Consider the following 16,011-nt stretch of genomic DNA (forward strand, 5'->3'; position numbering starts at 1 on the left):
TGCCCTCAGTGTCCCGCGCTCAGCAGGTTCACAAACAGCCGCACCGCGCCGGGCACTCCGGCAGGAAGCTGGCGGAAGAACGCGTAGCCGGAGTAGATGTAAACGCCCTTGCCGTAGTGGGCCATCAGCATGCCGCCTTTTTGCGATGGCTCACCCGGATCGTTGCAAGCCAGCAGCGGCTTGAACTGCGCGTCCCATTGCGACATGAAGTACAACCCGCGTTCCTGCACCCATCCGTCAAAATCCTTGGCGGTGATTTTGTTGGGATAAGAAAAGATCTTTTCTTCGGGCGCAAGAATTTCCACCGGCTGCTCTTCCACCGAAACGCGCGCGTTGCTCATGGTGGCCGGGAACGGGGTGTAGTGGCCTTCATTGAAAAGGTTGGTGCTCTGGTTGTACTGCAGAATCAACGTGCCGCCGCGGTTCACGTATTCCAGCAGACGGCGGTTTTGTTCGCGCACGTCGGTGCGGACGTCATACGCGCGTATGCCAATCACAATCGTGTCATAACGGCCCAGGTCGCCTGACACCAGCTCATTCGGCGTGATGGTGTGTATGTCCACGCCAACGCTGCGCAGCACTGCGGGAATTTCGTCGCCCGCGCCCATGATGTAGCCGACGCTCAGTTTCGGCGGCAGCTTCACATCCACTGCCTGCACGTTTTCCGTGGCCGGACGGTATGCGTAGTACGAATCCAGGTCAGGCCGGGTGATGACCTTGAATCCTTCGGCGTACTGCTTGCCGTTGTACTCGGCCTTGGCCGTGACCTGATACGTGCCTTCGTGCAAATTCTGCGGCGTGATCTGGAAGCTGTAGTTGTTCACATCGCCATCGTGGTCCAGGTCAACGTTGATGGATTCCGGTTCCACCTTCCAGCCCTGCGGCGTGTCCAGCCGAAGTTTGGCGTGGACGGCCGATTGCACGTTGCTGCGTACGCTGACTTCAATTTGCGGCTTGCTCGTGCCGCCCACTTGCGCAACCGCAACCGGCGTGGTCAGCAGGACCGAAACCGGCGGGCCCACGGCCAACGGACGCTCCGACTGCCCCAACGCGGGATCAACAAACTTGATCTTCGCGACGGCGGACGCCTCGCTGCTACCTTTGTCCGTCGTGAACCTTGCGTAGGCGCGCACAGGGTAAGGCGACCAGGGGAGAGTCAAGTATTTGGACTCGCTGATGGAATAGGCCGTCTCGATTTCGGGATTGCCACGCGTGAAGTAAGGTTTTGTGTATTTAGCGTCTTCAAGGACGGTAAGTTTGAACTGGGCCGCGGAGACATCGCCTGCCTTGAGGGGCGCGTAAGGATCTGCGGGAGACGCAAGGTGTTCGATATTCCATCCGTCAGCCGCCTCGACTCCGCCTCCCTGCGGAAGCACCGTGGTCTTGCCGCGATTGTAGAGGCGGGTGGTGACGGTAAAAGTCTGCCCCGGAACCGCCAGGCTCATGGTTTGTTCCATGCGCGGGAAGTACGATGGCGCAGGCGGCGGGCCGGGCGGGTCCACGGTGACTTCAAAAAAGATCCCCAGGGCTTCGTTGGCCGCCTGCTGAAATTGCTCCAGCTTGCTGCGCAGTGACGGCAGCAATTCGGCCTTCTCCGCGGAAGAAAGCTGCGAATCTTGCAACTGATGGATTAACCTTTCCGTTTCCTCCCGCCCGGCAAGCAGATGCGGAGCGCACGCCGAGGTGTCCTGCATGGAAAACACTTTGCTCGCTTCGTCCACGTGCTTTTGTAGCGACTGCAGCGCGGGACGCAGGAACGGGACTTTCGATTCGCCAGCGCCCAGCCGCGCGGCCAGCCCGACGAGCGAAGTGTCGATCCCGTCAAAGAAATCGTTCTCATGCGAGGACGCGGACTTCGGTAGCGTGGAATCAATCAGCTTGTAATAGGTGTAGCGATGACCCGGCGCCACGCGGATGCCGCCCGTCCCTTGCGACGTCTGGTGGGCCAGACCTTCCAGCCCGAATTGTCCGTAAGCCATGCCCAGCAGCGGCGAGTATTCACCCACGTCCAGCTTGACCGTGTAGTCTTCGTCGGCAACGGTCTGGCCGGAAAACATGCGCGGCGGGTTGCCCAGGTACAGCTTCTTCGCCTGCCAGGGCAGCAGGCCTTCTTTGATCTGTTCAGGAAACCGGCTGGGATCGCCGGCGGCGCGAAAAGCTTCGTGCGTCAAAATGGCGGACGCTTGGTGGTGCCCGTGGCCGTCGCGCGTGGTGCCGCTGAAGCGGCTGGTGAGCACGTCCGGACGGAAGATGCGAATCGCGCGCACCAAGTCGCCCAGGGCCACGTCATGTCCGTGCCATTTGCTGAATGTTTCGTCGGCGGTCTTGGAGAAACCAAAGTCGGCCACGTGGCTGAAGCGCTGTTCCACGCCGTAATACTTGTCGGCTTCCAGCAGCTCCAGCGTGCGCAGGATGCCCAACTCGTCGGAACTCTCGGCGCCAAATTTGTTCTGGCCGCCTTCCCCGCGCGTCACGGTGAACAACAGCACGCTCACGCCGTTGCCGCGGGCTTCCAGGGTCATCATGCCGCCGTCTTCGTCGTCGGGATGGGCCACGGCCTGCATGAAGCGCGCGGTGGTCTTCAGCTTGGTGAGTAGCTGATAAAGATGCAGAGCGCCGCGGTCTTCCGGCAGGGGACGCGTGTCCGACTGTGAAGCGACGCCGAATAAGAGAACGATGCCGGCCAAAATGGCCGCGCGCAGGTGCCTGATGTGCAGGAATCGCATGGCGAACATTGTCGCTGTTAGACGCCATGTTGGGCAAATTGTTGCCGGCGGGTGGTGAGTGACGAAAACAGCGGTCCGCTACATGATCTCTCTTACCTTTTGCGCCAGTTCTTCCAGCTCAAAAGGCTTTTCCAGAAACGCGGTGCCGCGGCCGTGGGGGCCGGAACCGTGAAACGCTTCGTCGGCGAAGCCGGAAACGTAGAACACCTTCATCTCCGGACGGCTGGCTTCCAAAGCCTTCGCGAGTTGGCGGCCGTTCAAGCCAGGCATGACTACATCGGTCAGCAGCATGTGGATGGGGCCGGGAAACGCGGCCGCCACCTGCATGGCTTCTTCCGCACTGGCTGCCGGCAGCACCCTGTAACCCAGCCTTTGCAGAAATTCCTGGGTCAGGGCCAGCAGGTGTGCCTGGTCTTCCACCAGTAAGATGGTCTCGCTGCCGTGCAAGGCCCCCAGCGGCGGCCTGGTGCTTCGCCTTTGCGCCATTTGCCCTGCGGTCACGCGAGGCAGGTAAATGCTGAAGGTAGTTCCTTGTCCTGGCTGGCTCTGCACGGAGATGGCGCCTCCGCTCTGGCTCACAATGCCATACACCATGGCCAGCCCCAGACCGGTGGACTTGCCGAACTGGCGTGTGCTGAAGAAAGGCTCAAAGATCCTGGACTGGATCTCCGGAGTCATGCCTGACCCGGTATCGCATACCGTGAGCAGCACATACGGGCCCACGTCCAGATCGGGGTACCGCTTGAGGTCCTGCTCCGCGATGTCAACGCTGGAGAGGGCCAGCGTCTGTTTGCCTCCTTCGCTCATGGCGTCGCGCGCGTTCATGGCGAGATTGACAATGATCTGGTGGACCTGCACCGGATCAGCCCAGACCCACATGGGCTCCGCTGCGGGGAGCAACCGCGTTTCCACCTTGTCTCCCAGCAGGTTGGCCAGCGCGTGCCGGGCGTCAACCAGCACGGCATTCAAGTCCAGCAATTCCGGGCGCATCGCTTGGCGGCTTCCAAAGGCCATTAATTGGCGGGTAAGGTGGGCCGCGCGTTTGGCCGCAGCGCGGATCTTGTCCACATGGCCGACGGCGTCTTCGTTGCCTGACACCGCCGACAGCAGGAGTTCCGAGTAGCCCAGCACCATGGTCAACAGATTGTTGAACTCGTGCGCGGTGCCGCCGGCCAATCGCGCCAGGGCTTCCAGCTTTTCCGCCTGGCGCAATTTTTCTTCTGACTGGCGCAGCATCTCTTCCGCTTTGACGCGCTCGGTCACGTCGCGGACGATGGCAATTACCTGCAACTCGCCGTTCCGGTTGGGGCTCAGGCTGATTTCAACCGGCAACTGCGTGCCATCTTTCCTTTGCGCCTTTAGTCTCAGACCCGCGCCCATGGGCCGGGTGACCGGATGGCGCACGTATCCCGCGCGGTGCTGGATATGCGCACCGCGTGCTCCTTCGGGAACCAGTTGCTCCACCCGCATGGCCAGCAGTTCGGAACGGCTGTACCCGAAGATCATTTCCGCGGCGTCATTGGCCAGCACGATTCGGCCTTCGTGGTCAATTTGCAGGATGGCGTCCGGCGCGGCCTCCAGGAGCTGGCGCACCTGTCTTTCACGCGACATCAGGGCCTGGTCCCATTTCTTGTGCTCGGTAATGTCGCGGGCAATCGTCGAAATGCCCACCGGGTTCCCAGAGGGGCCGCGGATTGGAGAAATGGTGAGCGAAACGTGGATCTCTTGCCCGTCTTTGCGCAGGCGGACGGTTTCAAAATGGCGCACCGGCTCGCCCCGCTTGACCTGTTCCGTATGTTCCAGAAATTCCTCGGCACGGTCAGACGGCACCAGGATGGCCATGGACCGGCCTTTCATCTCTTCCGCCGTATAACCGAAAATGGCTTCCGCGCCCGCGTTCCAGTCCAGGATGATGCGGTCCATGGTCTCGCCGATGATGGCATCGTCGGAGGATTCCACGATCGCCGCCAATCGCCTCTTGAGTTGTTCTTCATGGCGTTGCTCGGTCACGTCAAACACCGTGGCCCGGCTCCTCACGAAGTTGCCAAGGTTGTCGGTGATCGCGGTGGCGCTGACCAGAGCATGCAGGCAGGTGCCGTCTTTACGGACGAACTCCATTTCCACGTTGTAGACCTCGCCTTGAGTTTTCAGGCGGGAAAAGTTCTGCTGGAAGAGCTCCCGGCTGACAGGACTGAGCAGGTCCTGGATGTTGACCTTGCCAACTAATTCCTCACGGCGGTAGCCGAGCCACTGCAGCTCCGTATCGTTGATTTCGACAAAAATACCCTCTTGGTCAACGGAGTGGAGTCCGCGCGGCGCTGGGTTATAAATGTCGGGTGAGAGCTCTGGGGGCTCACACAGCGGGGGCTTGGGCACAATTTTTCCACCTTTGCGGTTAAGCATAACCTTAACCTAGACAGCTGCAATGTGATCTACATCACATCTTTTGTAAGCGACTTGTGAATAAGGGGTTTGCGGTGGCCGGAAGGCATTCCCAGTGCCTTGGCCGTCTGGAAACCGGAAGGAGCACGCGCTTCCCGACCTTGCCAAATACCTGCAAATTACGCGATAATAACCACTTGCCCGGTAACTTAAGGGTCTCCCAAGAGGAAAGGAATTGAGTCAGTGCTAATGATACGACTGGCGCGCATTGGTGCGCGCAAGCAGCCTTACTACCGCGTGGTTGTGATTGATAAGGAACGCGCCCGCAATGGCCGTTCCGTGGAAGTGGTGGGTTTGTATAACCCCCGCAGCACCCCGGCCACCATTGACCTGAAGCGTGATCGCATCGAATATTGGGTTTCCAAGGGCGCGCAGCTTTCTGACACCGTGAGCCGCTTGCTCGCCAAGTCTCCGGCTGCGGCCCCAGCAGGTACAGCGGCCTAATCGAGCAACAGCAGTTAGGGTCTTCCGGCAAGAGCTGTAGAAGTGTACCGGCCACAAGAATCACCACAAGGACGGCCTTATGACGGATCCGGGCGGCGACATGCGTATGCTTGTGGAGCAAATCGCTCAAGCTCTGGTGGATGCTCCCACGGAAGTTCAGGTGAGCGCAATTGAGGATGGTGATGCCACGGTGCTGGAACTGCGCGTGGCGACGACTGACCTGGGAAAGGTCATCGGCAAGCAAGGGCGGACGGCCAAGTCCATCCGCACCATTCTTGGCGCGGCCAGCATGAAGCTGAAAAAACGCTACACGCTGGACATCATCGAAGACGACGTAGACGACAATCCGCGATAGCAGTGATGAACATGCATAAGCCCCAGCAAGCCGCACTCGCCCACGTCGAAGCGGAGATCGAAGCGAGCGTCGAAACGGGCGTTAGAACGGGCGTCAAAACGAAAGACGACGGCGGCCAAAGTGAATTTGTCACCATTGCCAAAGTGACAAAGACCCAGGGGCGGATCGGCGAAGTAGCAGCCGCACTGCTGACCGACTTCCCTGAACGGTTTACCACGCGCAAACGGCTGTTCGCGCTCGGGCCCCAGGGCCGGCGGCGCGAATTGGGCCTGGAAGACCACTGGTTCCACAAGGAACAGGTTGTGCTGAAGTTTGCCGGCGTGGATTCCATCACCCAGGCGGAAGAGTTGATTGGCTGGGAGATTCAGGTCCCGGTGAGCGAACGGGCCGCGCTGGAAGCCGGCTCGGTGTACGTAAGCGATCTGGCAGGCTGCTCGGTGTTGGACCACGGCAGCGAAATTGGCAAGGTGGAGGACGTCCAGTTCGGCAGCGGAGAAGCGCCGCTGCTGGTGGTCCGAAGCGATGCCGGCTGCGGACACAAGGAATTTCTGGTCCCTTTTGCCGCCGAGTTCGTGGAGAGCGTGGCACTGGAGCAGAAAAAGATTTTTATGAAGTTGCCGTCCGGACTTTTAGACCTGGACGCGCCGCTGACCGAAGAGGAAAAACAGCGGCAGCAACAACAAGATTGAGATCCGCCGATGAAGTTCGAGATGGTCACGATTTTTCCGGACTTCTTCCGCGGGCCGTTGGATTACGGCATTGTGCGCAAAGCGCGCGAAGCCGGGCTCATTGAAATATTGCTGCACGACTTGCGCGAGTTCACCACGGACAAGCATCGCACCGTGGATGACCGTCCCTTCGGCGGCGGGGAAGGCATGGTGCTCAAGCCGGAACCGCTGTTCAAGTGCGTGGAATCGCTGGGCGTGGCGCCGCGGGAAGCGCGCATGGACCCCGAGTCGCGGGAAACGGTGATTTTGCTTTCGCCGCAAGGCCAGATGTTCACGCAGGCGGTGGCGCAAGAGTTGGCGGGGTTGGAGCGGATCATCATGATTTGCGGCCGCTACGAAGGCGTGGATGAACGCGTTTCTGAAGCGCTGGCTGACCGAGAGATCTCCGTCGGCGACTACGTGCTCAGCGGCGGCGAGCTGGGCGCAGCGGTGATCGTGGACGCAGTCACACGGCTGCTCCCCGGAGCCCTGGGCAACGAGGCTTCTGCCCAGCAGGAAAGTTTTACGGCGACGCAGAAGTCCGCAAGCGAAGGCCCGGGACCGGAAATTACGGCGCCGGACAGCACATGCGGTTCCGGCGGATTGCTCGACTATCCGCATTACACACGGCCGGCGGAGTTTCGCGGCATGGCGGTGCCGGACGTGCTCATGGGCGGCAACCATGACCAGATTCGCAAGTGGCGGCGGCGCAAAGCGCTGGAAAAAACGCTGAGCAACCGTCCGGACCTGCTGCGGGAAGAAGAACTGAGCGTGGAAGATTGTAAGATGCTCCAGGAGTTGAAGAGAAGCAAATAGCAATTGGCAACTAGCAATTGGCTCACCTAAAGGAGCCCAACAAAAACTGGAAGAGCACGCTGATCGCGTTCCCAGCTTTAGCTGAACTAATTGCTAAGTGCTAATTGCTAAGTGCTGAGCGGTAAAGCTAGCGGATCGAATGCTGCTATCGCGCACAAAGAATTTGAGAGGAAAAGAAATCATGTCCCAACATCCCATCATGGCCAAACTCGCTGCCAAGCTGCAGCGCACCGACCTTCCTGAAATCAAAGCGGGTGACACCGTCCGCGTGCAAGTGAAGATCAAGGAAGGCGACAAAGAGCGTGTACAGGCCTTTGAAGGCACGGTGATTTCCCGGACCAACGGCCCCACCGGCAGCTTCACCGTCCGCAAAATGAGTTTTGGCACCGGCGTGGAACGCATTTTCCCCTTCAACTCCAAGGTGATTGACAAGGTTGAAGTGGTGCGCTCCAACCAGGTGCGCCGCGCCCGGCTGTTCTACCTGCGCGGACTCCGCGGCAAGGCGGCCCGCCTGCGCGAAGTGGATACGCGCACGCAGGTTGCAGCGCCAGTGGCCACAGAAGGCTAACGCTAGATTTCAGCCGCGAGTTCGCGCGAAGGAGCGTCTTATCGCCGCCCGGACCTATTCTGGTTCGGTTCGCTGATGTTTTCTTCGCATGGACTCGCGGATGCTTTTCAACTGCGCTATCCTTAGTGGCGCATGTCTGCCGCATCCACGCCGGTCCGCAAGCGACGCAAGAAGACTCCCGTCCCCATCAATCCTGAAACCGGCCTGCCCTATTCCCAGGGCACCATGAAGATGCGCCTGCTCAAACGGCTCAAGTGCACGCAGAAATTTGAAAAGCTGGCGTGGATGTCCGGTGCTGAGCTGGTGGCCGGCGTTGATGAAGTCGGCCGCGGATCATGGTTTGGGCCCGTCGTCGCCGCAGCGGTGATCCTTGAGCCTAACTATCGCATCAAAGGCCTGCGCGACTCCAAGCTCCTGGACCAGGCCACCCGCGAGAAACTCGCCGAGCGAATCAAAGACCACGCCATCGCCTGGGCCGTGGCCGCCGTGGACGTTGCGCGCATAGACCAGCTCAACATCTATCACGCGTCTTTACTTGCGATGCGCAACGCCGTCGCTCAGCTTACGCCCGCAGCCGACCACTTGCTGATTGACGCCGTCAAGCTCGACTACGACTGCCCGCAGACCAACATCATCCACGGCGACGCGCTCTCCATTTCGATTGCCGCCGCATCCATCGTCGCCAAAGTACATCGCGACGAGATGATTCGCCGCTGGGACCCGGTCTATCCTCAGTACGATCTGGCGTCGAACAAGGGCTACCGTTCGCCCAAACATGAAGCCGCTCTCAAAGAACACGGCCCCACGCCGCTGCACCGGCTGTCATTCGCGCCGGTGTGGATGTGTGGGGTGGTTCAGGAGAAATTTGATTTTGCGCCAGCGGAAGAACTTGCCGCGCACGAAACCCAAAATCTTTGAAACACGGAGGAACAGAGGAAACGGAGGACTAATAGGCGCGTACAACTGAAGCTTCGCTTTCTTAGGTGGAATAATCAACCTCAAAGGGCACGAGAGAATCATTGCTCAGAAGAAGGCGCCTTCCCATCTTGTTCTTCTCCGCGCCGAAGCGTCACCGGTGAATCTTGCCCTCCCAATCCTCTGCTTCCTCTTTTCCTCCGTGTTTCAAGGTTTTGGTTTGCAGCTTTTCTAGTTTCCGGCGCCTTTCCCCTCCGTAAGCTTCACCACATCCGCCGCGCTGCCTTTCAGCAGATCGCGCAGGATGGTCACTTCCGCGGCAATGCCCGTCCGCAGCGCGGGCTCAGCCACGGGAGCGAACAGCGGCGAGTGGTTCGACGGCAATTCTTTGTGGCTGGCTTTGGCCGCAGCCAGCTTCTGCGGATCGGCCACGCCCAGCGTGAAATAAAACGACGGAATGCCCTGCTCCACGTACGCCGCCCAATCTTCTGACGTCATCAGCGGGTCTTCTTTCACGATGTTGTTCTTGCCGACCACAGACTCCAGCACGGCCGCCAGATGCTGCGTGAGCGCGGTATCGTTGTAGACGGCGGAAGTGGATTCGTACTTCTCGATCAGCGGCATCTTCTCCGCGCCGCTGGCCATGGCTTCGGCTTTGGCAATGCGTTCAATAGACGCCAGCAGGTGCGCGCGCACTTCCGGCTTGTAAGAACGCACGGTCAAACCCATCTGCGCTTCATTGGGGATGATGTTGTTCTTGGTGCCGGCTTGTATGTAGCCCACGGTGACCACCGCTGCGTCGCCGGGATGGATCTCGCGCGCGATGATGGACTGCAGCCGCACCGCGATGCTGGCCGCAATCAGCACCGGATCAATCGTTGACTCCGGACGCGCGCCGTGCCCGCCTTTGCCGTACACCGTAATGCGCAGCGAATCAGCAGCGGCCTTGGCGTAACCGGGCGTGATCCCCACCTGGCCCACGGCAATGCCGTTTTCGTCGTGCAGGGCCACGCCAATGTCCGGCCGCGGAAACTTCGTAAACAGTCCGTCGGAGATCATCTTGCTGGCGCCGGTAATGGTCTCTTCCGCCGGCTGGCCGACCAGCATCAGCGTGCCGTGCCACGTGCCTTCATTCGCGGGACCCTTGGCGCTCTTGGCCATGATCATGGCCGTGCCGTAAAGCGACGCCATGTGCACGTCATGCCCGCAGGCATGCATCACCCCCACCTCGCGGCCGCTATCGTCCTTGGCGCGGACCGGGCTGGCGTACGCCAGCCCGGTCTCTTCCGTCACCGGCAGCGCGTCCAGTTCGGTGCGCAGCATCACCACCGGCCCCGGGCCGTTCTTCATGATGGCCACCACGCCCGTGCCCCCCACGTGTTCGGTGACTTCATAACCCAGCGCGCGCAGCTTGTCCGCCATGACCTGCGCCGTCCAGGTCTCGTGTCCAGACAGCTCAGGATGCTGGTGCAGGTTCAGATACAAGGCGTGGGCGTCCGGGACGACGGCGTCCACTTGCTGCTTCAGGGAATCGTTTTGGGCAAGCGCAGTAACTGCCGCAAGAAGCACGAACATCGCCATTCTTTTAATAGCAAATCGAATACCAAGAAAGGTAGCCATGCCGGGAATGATAGTCGCCGGAACAGTGCTCGACAAGACTACCGGAGGAAAAACTTTACCGCTGATTTCGCTGATTAACGCCGATAGCCCAAAAAAACCTGAAGTCCCACCGTGACCTTTTGCCCCGACCGGCGGTTTAGATGAATAGAGAAGTCAGCATGGGGGCTTAGGGACCACAATTTTTGGGGAGCACAACTTGAGCGTTGTTGCCAACATTGCCTACGAGCGGCTCCTGATTGAAGCGGCGCAGAACGGTCCCAGCCGTTGCGCGGAGCCGCTCCTGATCCTTAACGATTGATTCTTTCTAAATAGCACAAATTTTTGAAACCGCCGGATTGTGGCCCGGCATGCAAGAATTCATGTAGGTCAGCAACTCTTAGTGGATGCCCGCTAGATCAAATATCACCCCAAAATAAATACTAGGGGTTGCAAGCTAGGGCAGCACTCTGAGGTCAGAAGATGTCTGCCTTGCTCGAATGCTGGCTCCAGATTTCCTCAAAAAGCTGCGTGACATCCGACAATCCGAGCTGGCTGCGCTGGTCCGGCCCCACCGAGTTCACTTCATACATGTCCACGCCTTGTCCGTGATAATCCCATCCCTGGCCCCGTTCCACTTCATGAACGTCATACACGCCAATGACGCCTATTTTCCGGTTGACGATGACCGCTTTGAACAGGGGCTCGAACTGGTACCACCTCACCTCAAGCTCCAACTGGTCCTGGGGTATGAAATTAAACGCCTTGGAAAACTCGGTCTGCCAACGCGACAGGTACTGGCCGAATCTGCCCCTGAGGCCATGACGATACACTTCGTCCGCCTCGCGGCTCGAAAGACACGGGATCCGCCATCCGCAGTTAAGGTCCCGGGTGAGCAGCCTGAAGACGATGCGTTGTGGCGCCGGCACGCCTTTTTTGGCATTGCCCTTGATGCGATTGGCCACGTCGATGAGCCCGTCGAGCAGCGTCTCCGACGAATAAGCGAGTATCTGCACTTCGATTTCCGGCCCGCGCTCCGCGGCGATCCACTCAACCACGGCCTGGGTGCCCAGACGGCCATGATTTGGCAGGCCCGTTACGCTGCGGATAAATGCTTCCACTACCATTTTGCGCTCAAATCGCCGATGGTCAAGCTCGGCGCGGCGGGCCTCAAAGAGCCAAGCCTGCTCCACGGAGGCGTCCGGGCGACCCGCTTCTTCGAGCTTCTGTACAGCTTTGTCAAATGACTTATCGGCTTCTTCCAGACGCGAGACCACCATCTCAAAAATGAAGTAAATGTAGGGGACAAGAAGCGTCACCGGCAGAAGAAGAGGGGATTCTTGTGTAAACCGTTTAAAGAACTCGAATACGTGGGGGGAGAATGTGAGCAGGCAGCCGAGGACAAAAAGTATGACCGTATAGACACGTATGTAGACGGTCTTGGCCCTATGGCTAAACGCGTTCTTCATCAGCCGATGGAAGCGGGGATGGCTCCCCGTGTCTTCCGTGTCTTTGGTGGTGGCCGTCTCTGTCATTGTTGGTCTCCTTTCGCCAACAGTTCCAAGACATCTTCAACTCTGGGGAAAAAATCGCCGAAATGGTCGCATTTCAGGGCCGCGACGCCTGAAGCAAACCTTGCGCTTTTCAGCATCGGCCATCCCTTCAGGAGGCCATAGATCAGGCCGCCAGCGAACGCATCACCCGCGCCGTTCGTGTCCACCGGGCGCACAGAGCACGCAGGCACGCCGTATAACTCATCACCTTCCAGCACCCAAGCGCCCTTTTTCCCGCCAGTCAATACGACGGACCGGAGTCCATGTTCATCGCGAAGCTTTCTGGCCCTGCCGGCCAGATCTCCCGTGGCGGCCTCTTTCAGTGTGGTCAGGGAGACGACCAGTACGTCCGTGTATTGCAGCAGGGACTCGAGGTTCGGTTTCCAGCCGCCGGCGTCCAACACGACAGTCTTGCCCAGTCCGCGCATACGCCGGGCGACGGGGACAGCGGCTTGCAGCTCGCGCCCGTCGAGATGAAGAATTTGGCAATGTTCGGCCACCATGAGCAGGTCCGGCAGATTGCCGAGACCCGGGAGCGAACCTGGCACGTATACAATCGTCCGGCTCGCATTCTGGGAGCTGACCCACACTTGGGAATGCCGTGTGTGACCGCCGCTGATCACTTGAATGCGGTCTGTTAGAACACCCCGCCGGTGCAGCGCCTGGCGGCAGCGAAGACCAGACTCGTCGTTTCCCACCACGGCGCTGATCGCGGTGGTGAAGCCAAGATGAGAAATAACCGAGAGCGCCCGCGCGACAGGTCCGCCCACCTGGTCAAGCGCCCGTAACGCCTCTGCCTTGGTGTTCTCCACCGGATAAGCAGGAACCTGCAGGATCGAGTCGTGCAATACCCATCCGATGCCAAAGACGGCGCAGGGAGCGTCCGTCTTTTTCGGGTTCACTGTCTCTGCAGCAGCCAAGTCACTTCTCTCCACATATCAAGCTGCGACCACGCGAATGACCACTCCCGGATTCATCGGTGACAAAGAAGAGACCGGAAAAATCAACCGCACCAAGGAGCGCAGGCACCTGTAAATCTTGCTTGTTGACCGCGCCTGTCAGGTTGCGGGAGTTCTTCGCAGGCGGCGCTCTCTCCGGATTTCTGCGGAGATCCGCAAGGGCACTGGCCCTCGCCACTGAATCAGCTTCGTTTGCGGCGCAAAACTGCCTCGATGGCGTCGCGAACCGCGCGTTCTCCGATCCCCGCATGCTCCAGTAACTCATAGTATGGTCCGCTGGCGGCGTACCCTTGGAGGCCGACTCGTTGCAGCGGAGTAGGACGGCGCTCACTAAGCAATTCCGCAACCGCAGAACCCAGTCCACCATTCACGTAGTGGTCCTCAACTGTGACAACGGCGCCTGTCCGTGCAGCAGATTCCAGCAGGACCTCCTCGTCCAAAGGCTTCACGGTGTGGCTGTCAATCAGTTCAATGGAAACATCCTTCGACCAAACATCCATCCAGCGCTGACAATAACCCACATGAGGGCCACAGGTCACCAGCGTAATGTCAGAGCCTTTCCGCAGCACGTTGGCTTTTCCAATACTGAAAGGCGGGTTCTTCTCGTAAAAGACCGCGGTGGGTTCTCGATACAGCCTGAGGTACACGGGATTCGGGTAGTCAACCGAGGCCTGGAGCGCCGAGGGGATCTGATTGGCGTCTGCCACAACCACCACCGCGAAGGGAGGCGTTGACCTGAAGAAAGCAACATCTTCGATGGCGTGAGCAGAAGGCCCGTCTTTACCATTGGAGATGCCGCCATGCGAACCGACAACATTCACTTTGAGCTTATTGTGGCCGATGGACTGCCGGACGTGGTCCATCGCCCGGCCAAGAAACGCCCCGAATGTGACGGCATAAGGGATGTATCCGGCCATGGCGAGCCCCGCGCTCATGCCGATCATGTTCGTCTCAGCAACCCCGCAGTTGAAATACCGGGACGGGTTTTGCTCACCGAAACGGGCGAGATTTACGCTGCCTCCAAGGTCCGCCGTAACGGCCACCAATCGTTTGTCGGTCTCAGCAAGCGCCTCAAATGCCGGTCCGAAAGCCTGCCGGATCGCGACCAAATTCCCGGCTTTCAGATCAATAGCTGACGCGGGAGTAATCATGATTGCTTGGCCTCCTCTTGAGTTACGGGTTGATACCCAGGCATCCAGCTTTCGTCGGGCTCATTGCTTACGGGCTCTTTTAAATCCGACATAGCTTTTAGAAACAGCGGGTTTGTCAGCACTCCGTGGTGCCAATGGTAGTCGCCGCGCATGAACGAGATCGGGAAGCCGGTTTCAGTATGGGAAATGAGCACCGCGGGACCTTTGGCTTCCATCGCCCATTTCATTCCGTCCATAACTTCAGCCATGTTATTGCCCTGAATGTCTCGTGCAACCCAGTGCGAGGCCCGGTACTTGTCTGCAATGGGATCAAGAGTCGGCATCACGACGGAAGTGGGCCCATTGATTTGGTTACCGTTCTTGTCAACAACCGCGATCAGGTTGTCGAGACCCCACTTTGATGCCGACATGACAGCCTCCCACACGGAGCCCTCCTCCTGCTCGCCGTCGCTCATCAATACAACGACCCGGCTTGCTTCCGAGCGCAGCTTCGCGGCCAGCGCCAGTCCGACGCCGACGCTTAAACCTTGTCCCAGGGAGCCAGAAGAGCACTCGATACCGGGGAACGTGTGGCGTTTGGCATGGCCTTCCAAGCCGGTACCGTATTGGCGCAGACCCGAAAGCTTGGCCACCGGGGAATAGCCAGCGTGCGAAAGACAAGAATAGAGTCCGGGCACGGCGTGTCCCACGGACAGGATCACGCGGTCACGGTCCTTCCAATCCGGGTCTGCAGGATTGTGACGGACAAAGCCTCCAAAGTAGAGCGCAACCATCACGTCCATCAATGAGAGAGAGCTGCCGGGATGCCCCGATTGAGCGCATCGCAATTCCTTGAGGGTGTCAACCCGGCACTGCCTGGCGATCGCTTCCAACTCGCTGATTGTTTTCATAATAATCTTTCGCAACCTTTCAGGTTTGTCCGAGCGCATGGCGGATCGCAAGGATTTCGCGCAATAGCTTCGGCAGGTCCTTTAGATCGAGATTGTTTGGACCGTCTGACAGAGCATGGTCCGGATCGTCGTGACATTCAAGAAACAGCCCGTCAACCCCGCACGCGACTGCGCCGCGCACCAGATAGGGAATCATCTCCCGATCGCCGCCTGAGGTGTTCCCCAGCGCTCCCGGGCGTTGCACGCTGTGCGTGCCGTCAAAGACAACCGGCCAGCCCGTCCGAGCCATGATGGGAAGGGCGCGCAGGTCGGTTACCAGCGTGTGGTAGCCAAACGAGGCGCCGCGTTCGGTGAGGAGAATCCGCGTCCCGCCCGCCGCCTCGACCTTTGCGGCAACGTTCGCCATGTCCTCAGGCGCCAGAAACTGCCCTTTCTTCACGTTAACCACGCGACCGGTCTTGCCGCAGGCGTGGAGCAAATCAGTCTGGCGGCAGAGAAAGGCAGGGACCTGAAGCACGTCGAGCGTTTCCGCGGCGCGCTCCACCTGTACCGACTCGTGAACGTCTGAGAGAAGTGGCAGACCGTACGTCGCCTTGACCTCAGCCAGGACCTCGAGTCCCTCTGTCATTCCCAGTCCACGAAAGGTCCCTTGCGATGACCGGTTCGCCTTGTCATAGCTTGCCTTGAAAATGAGCGGCACTCCGAACTCGCCGCAGATCTCGCGCAGGATGCGCGCGATGGTCAGGGTTTTCGAGCGGCTTTCCACCACACAGGGACCCGCGATGAGAAAGAGTGGGTGTCCGCGGCCCATGCGAATCTCTGTACCTTGCGACAGCTGCAGGGTCACAGTTTTAGGGGCAGCAACTGCGCTCATGCTCGCATACTGCTG

14 protein-coding genes are annotated in these 16,011 nt (G+C 59.4%); 6 read left to right on the forward strand and 8 right to left on the reverse strand.

Features of this window, described 5'->3' with window-relative positions; genetic code table 11:
- Positions 1–5: 5 nt before the first annotated feature.
- Together LAO20_01545 and LAO20_01550 are read right to left on the reverse strand one after the other, a co-directional pair.
- Positions 6–2,735: a PIG-L family deacetylase gene (locus tag LAO20_01545; GenBank protein ID MBZ5530090.1), complete on the reverse strand. Its 2,730-nt coding sequence runs from the start codon at positions 2,733–2,735 to the stop codon at positions 6–8.
- Between the two features lie 69 nt (positions 2,736–2,804).
- Positions 2,805–5,129: a PAS domain S-box protein gene (locus LAO20_01550; GenBank protein ID MBZ5530091.1), complete on the reverse strand. Its 2,325-nt coding sequence runs from the start codon at positions 5,127–5,129 to the stop codon at positions 2,805–2,807.
- Positions 5,130–5,357: 228 nt separating this feature from the next.
- On the opposite strand from LAO20_01550, the gene rpsP reads away from it, so the two are divergent.
- From rpsP to LAO20_01580, 6 genes are all read left to right on the forward strand, one after another.
- On the forward strand, positions 5,358–5,612 hold the full coding sequence (rpsP, locus tag LAO20_01555) for a 30S ribosomal protein S16 (GenBank protein MBZ5530092.1): 255 nt from the start codon (positions 5,358–5,360) through the stop codon (positions 5,610–5,612).
- Positions 5,613–5,712: 100 nt separating this feature from the next.
- Entirely contained in the window at positions 5,713–5,967 is a 255-nt protein-coding gene (locus LAO20_01560) for a KH domain-containing protein (GenBank protein ID MBZ5530093.1), read from the forward strand.
- An 11-nt stretch (positions 5,968–5,978) separates the two neighbouring features.
- On the forward strand, positions 5,979–6,656 hold the full coding sequence (rimM, locus tag LAO20_01565; GenBank protein MBZ5530094.1) for a ribosome maturation factor RimM: 678 nt from the start codon (positions 5,979–5,981) through the stop codon (positions 6,654–6,656).
- Between the two features lie 9 nt (positions 6,657–6,665).
- Positions 6,666–7,490: a tRNA (guanosine(37)-N1)-methyltransferase TrmD gene (gene trmD, locus LAO20_01570; protein MBZ5530095.1), complete on the forward strand. Its 825-nt coding sequence runs from the start codon at positions 6,666–6,668 to the stop codon at positions 7,488–7,490.
- A gap of 181 nt (positions 7,491–7,671) precedes the next feature.
- Positions 7,672–8,058, forward strand: a complete 387-nt coding sequence (rplS, locus tag LAO20_01575; protein MBZ5530096.1) for a 50S ribosomal protein L19 — start codon at positions 7,672–7,674, stop codon at positions 8,056–8,058.
- A gap of 225 nt (positions 8,059–8,283) precedes the next feature.
- On the forward strand, positions 8,284–8,976 hold the full coding sequence (locus LAO20_01580; GenBank protein MBZ5530097.1) for a ribonuclease HII: 693 nt from the start codon (positions 8,284–8,286) through the stop codon (positions 8,974–8,976).
- Positions 8,977–9,204: 228 nt separating this feature from the next.
- On the opposite strand, the gene LAO20_01585 is transcribed toward LAO20_01580, so the two are convergent.
- The 6 genes from LAO20_01585 to kdsA all read right to left on the reverse strand — a co-directional run bounded on the left by LAO20_01585 (position 9,205) and on the right by kdsA (position 15,969).
- Complete coding sequence (locus tag LAO20_01585) at positions 9,205–10,593, reverse strand: amidohydrolase (GenBank protein MBZ5530098.1); 1,389 nt, start codon at positions 10,591–10,593, stop codon at positions 9,205–9,207.
- Positions 10,594–11,045: 452 nt separating this feature from the next.
- Positions 11,046–12,104 (reverse strand): hypothetical protein, encoded by a 1,059-nt coding sequence (locus LAO20_01590; protein MBZ5530099.1) that lies wholly within the window; start codon positions 12,102–12,104, stop codon positions 11,046–11,048.
- Positions 12,101–13,042, reverse strand: a complete 942-nt coding sequence (locus tag LAO20_01595) for a hypothetical protein (GenBank protein ID MBZ5530100.1) — start codon at positions 13,040–13,042, stop codon at positions 12,101–12,103. The genes LAO20_01590 and LAO20_01595 overlap by 4 nt, the downstream gene beginning before the upstream one ends.
- Before the next feature lie 221 nt (positions 13,043–13,263).
- The gene (locus LAO20_01600) at positions 13,264–14,232 is read right to left on the reverse strand and encodes a transketolase family protein (protein MBZ5530101.1); all 969 of its coding nucleotides are present in this window, start codon (positions 14,230–14,232) and stop codon (positions 13,264–13,266) included.
- Entirely contained in the window at positions 14,229–15,161 is a 933-nt protein-coding gene (locus tag LAO20_01605; GenBank protein MBZ5530102.1) for a transketolase, read from the reverse strand. Before LAO20_01605 ends, LAO20_01600 begins: the two co-directional genes overlap by 4 nt.
- Positions 15,142–15,969 (reverse strand): 3-deoxy-8-phosphooctulonate synthase, encoded by an 828-nt coding sequence (kdsA, locus tag LAO20_01610; protein ID MBZ5530103.1) that lies wholly within the window; start codon positions 15,967–15,969, stop codon positions 15,142–15,144. Before kdsA ends, LAO20_01605 begins: the two co-directional genes overlap by 20 nt.
- Between the last annotated feature and the right edge of the window lie 42 nt (positions 15,970–16,011).

It is taken from the genome of Terriglobia bacterium (genome assembly GCA_020072815.1).
In the GTDB taxonomy this organism is placed as follows: Bacteria; Acidobacteriota; Terriglobia; order Terriglobales; family Acidobacteriaceae; genus Angelobacter.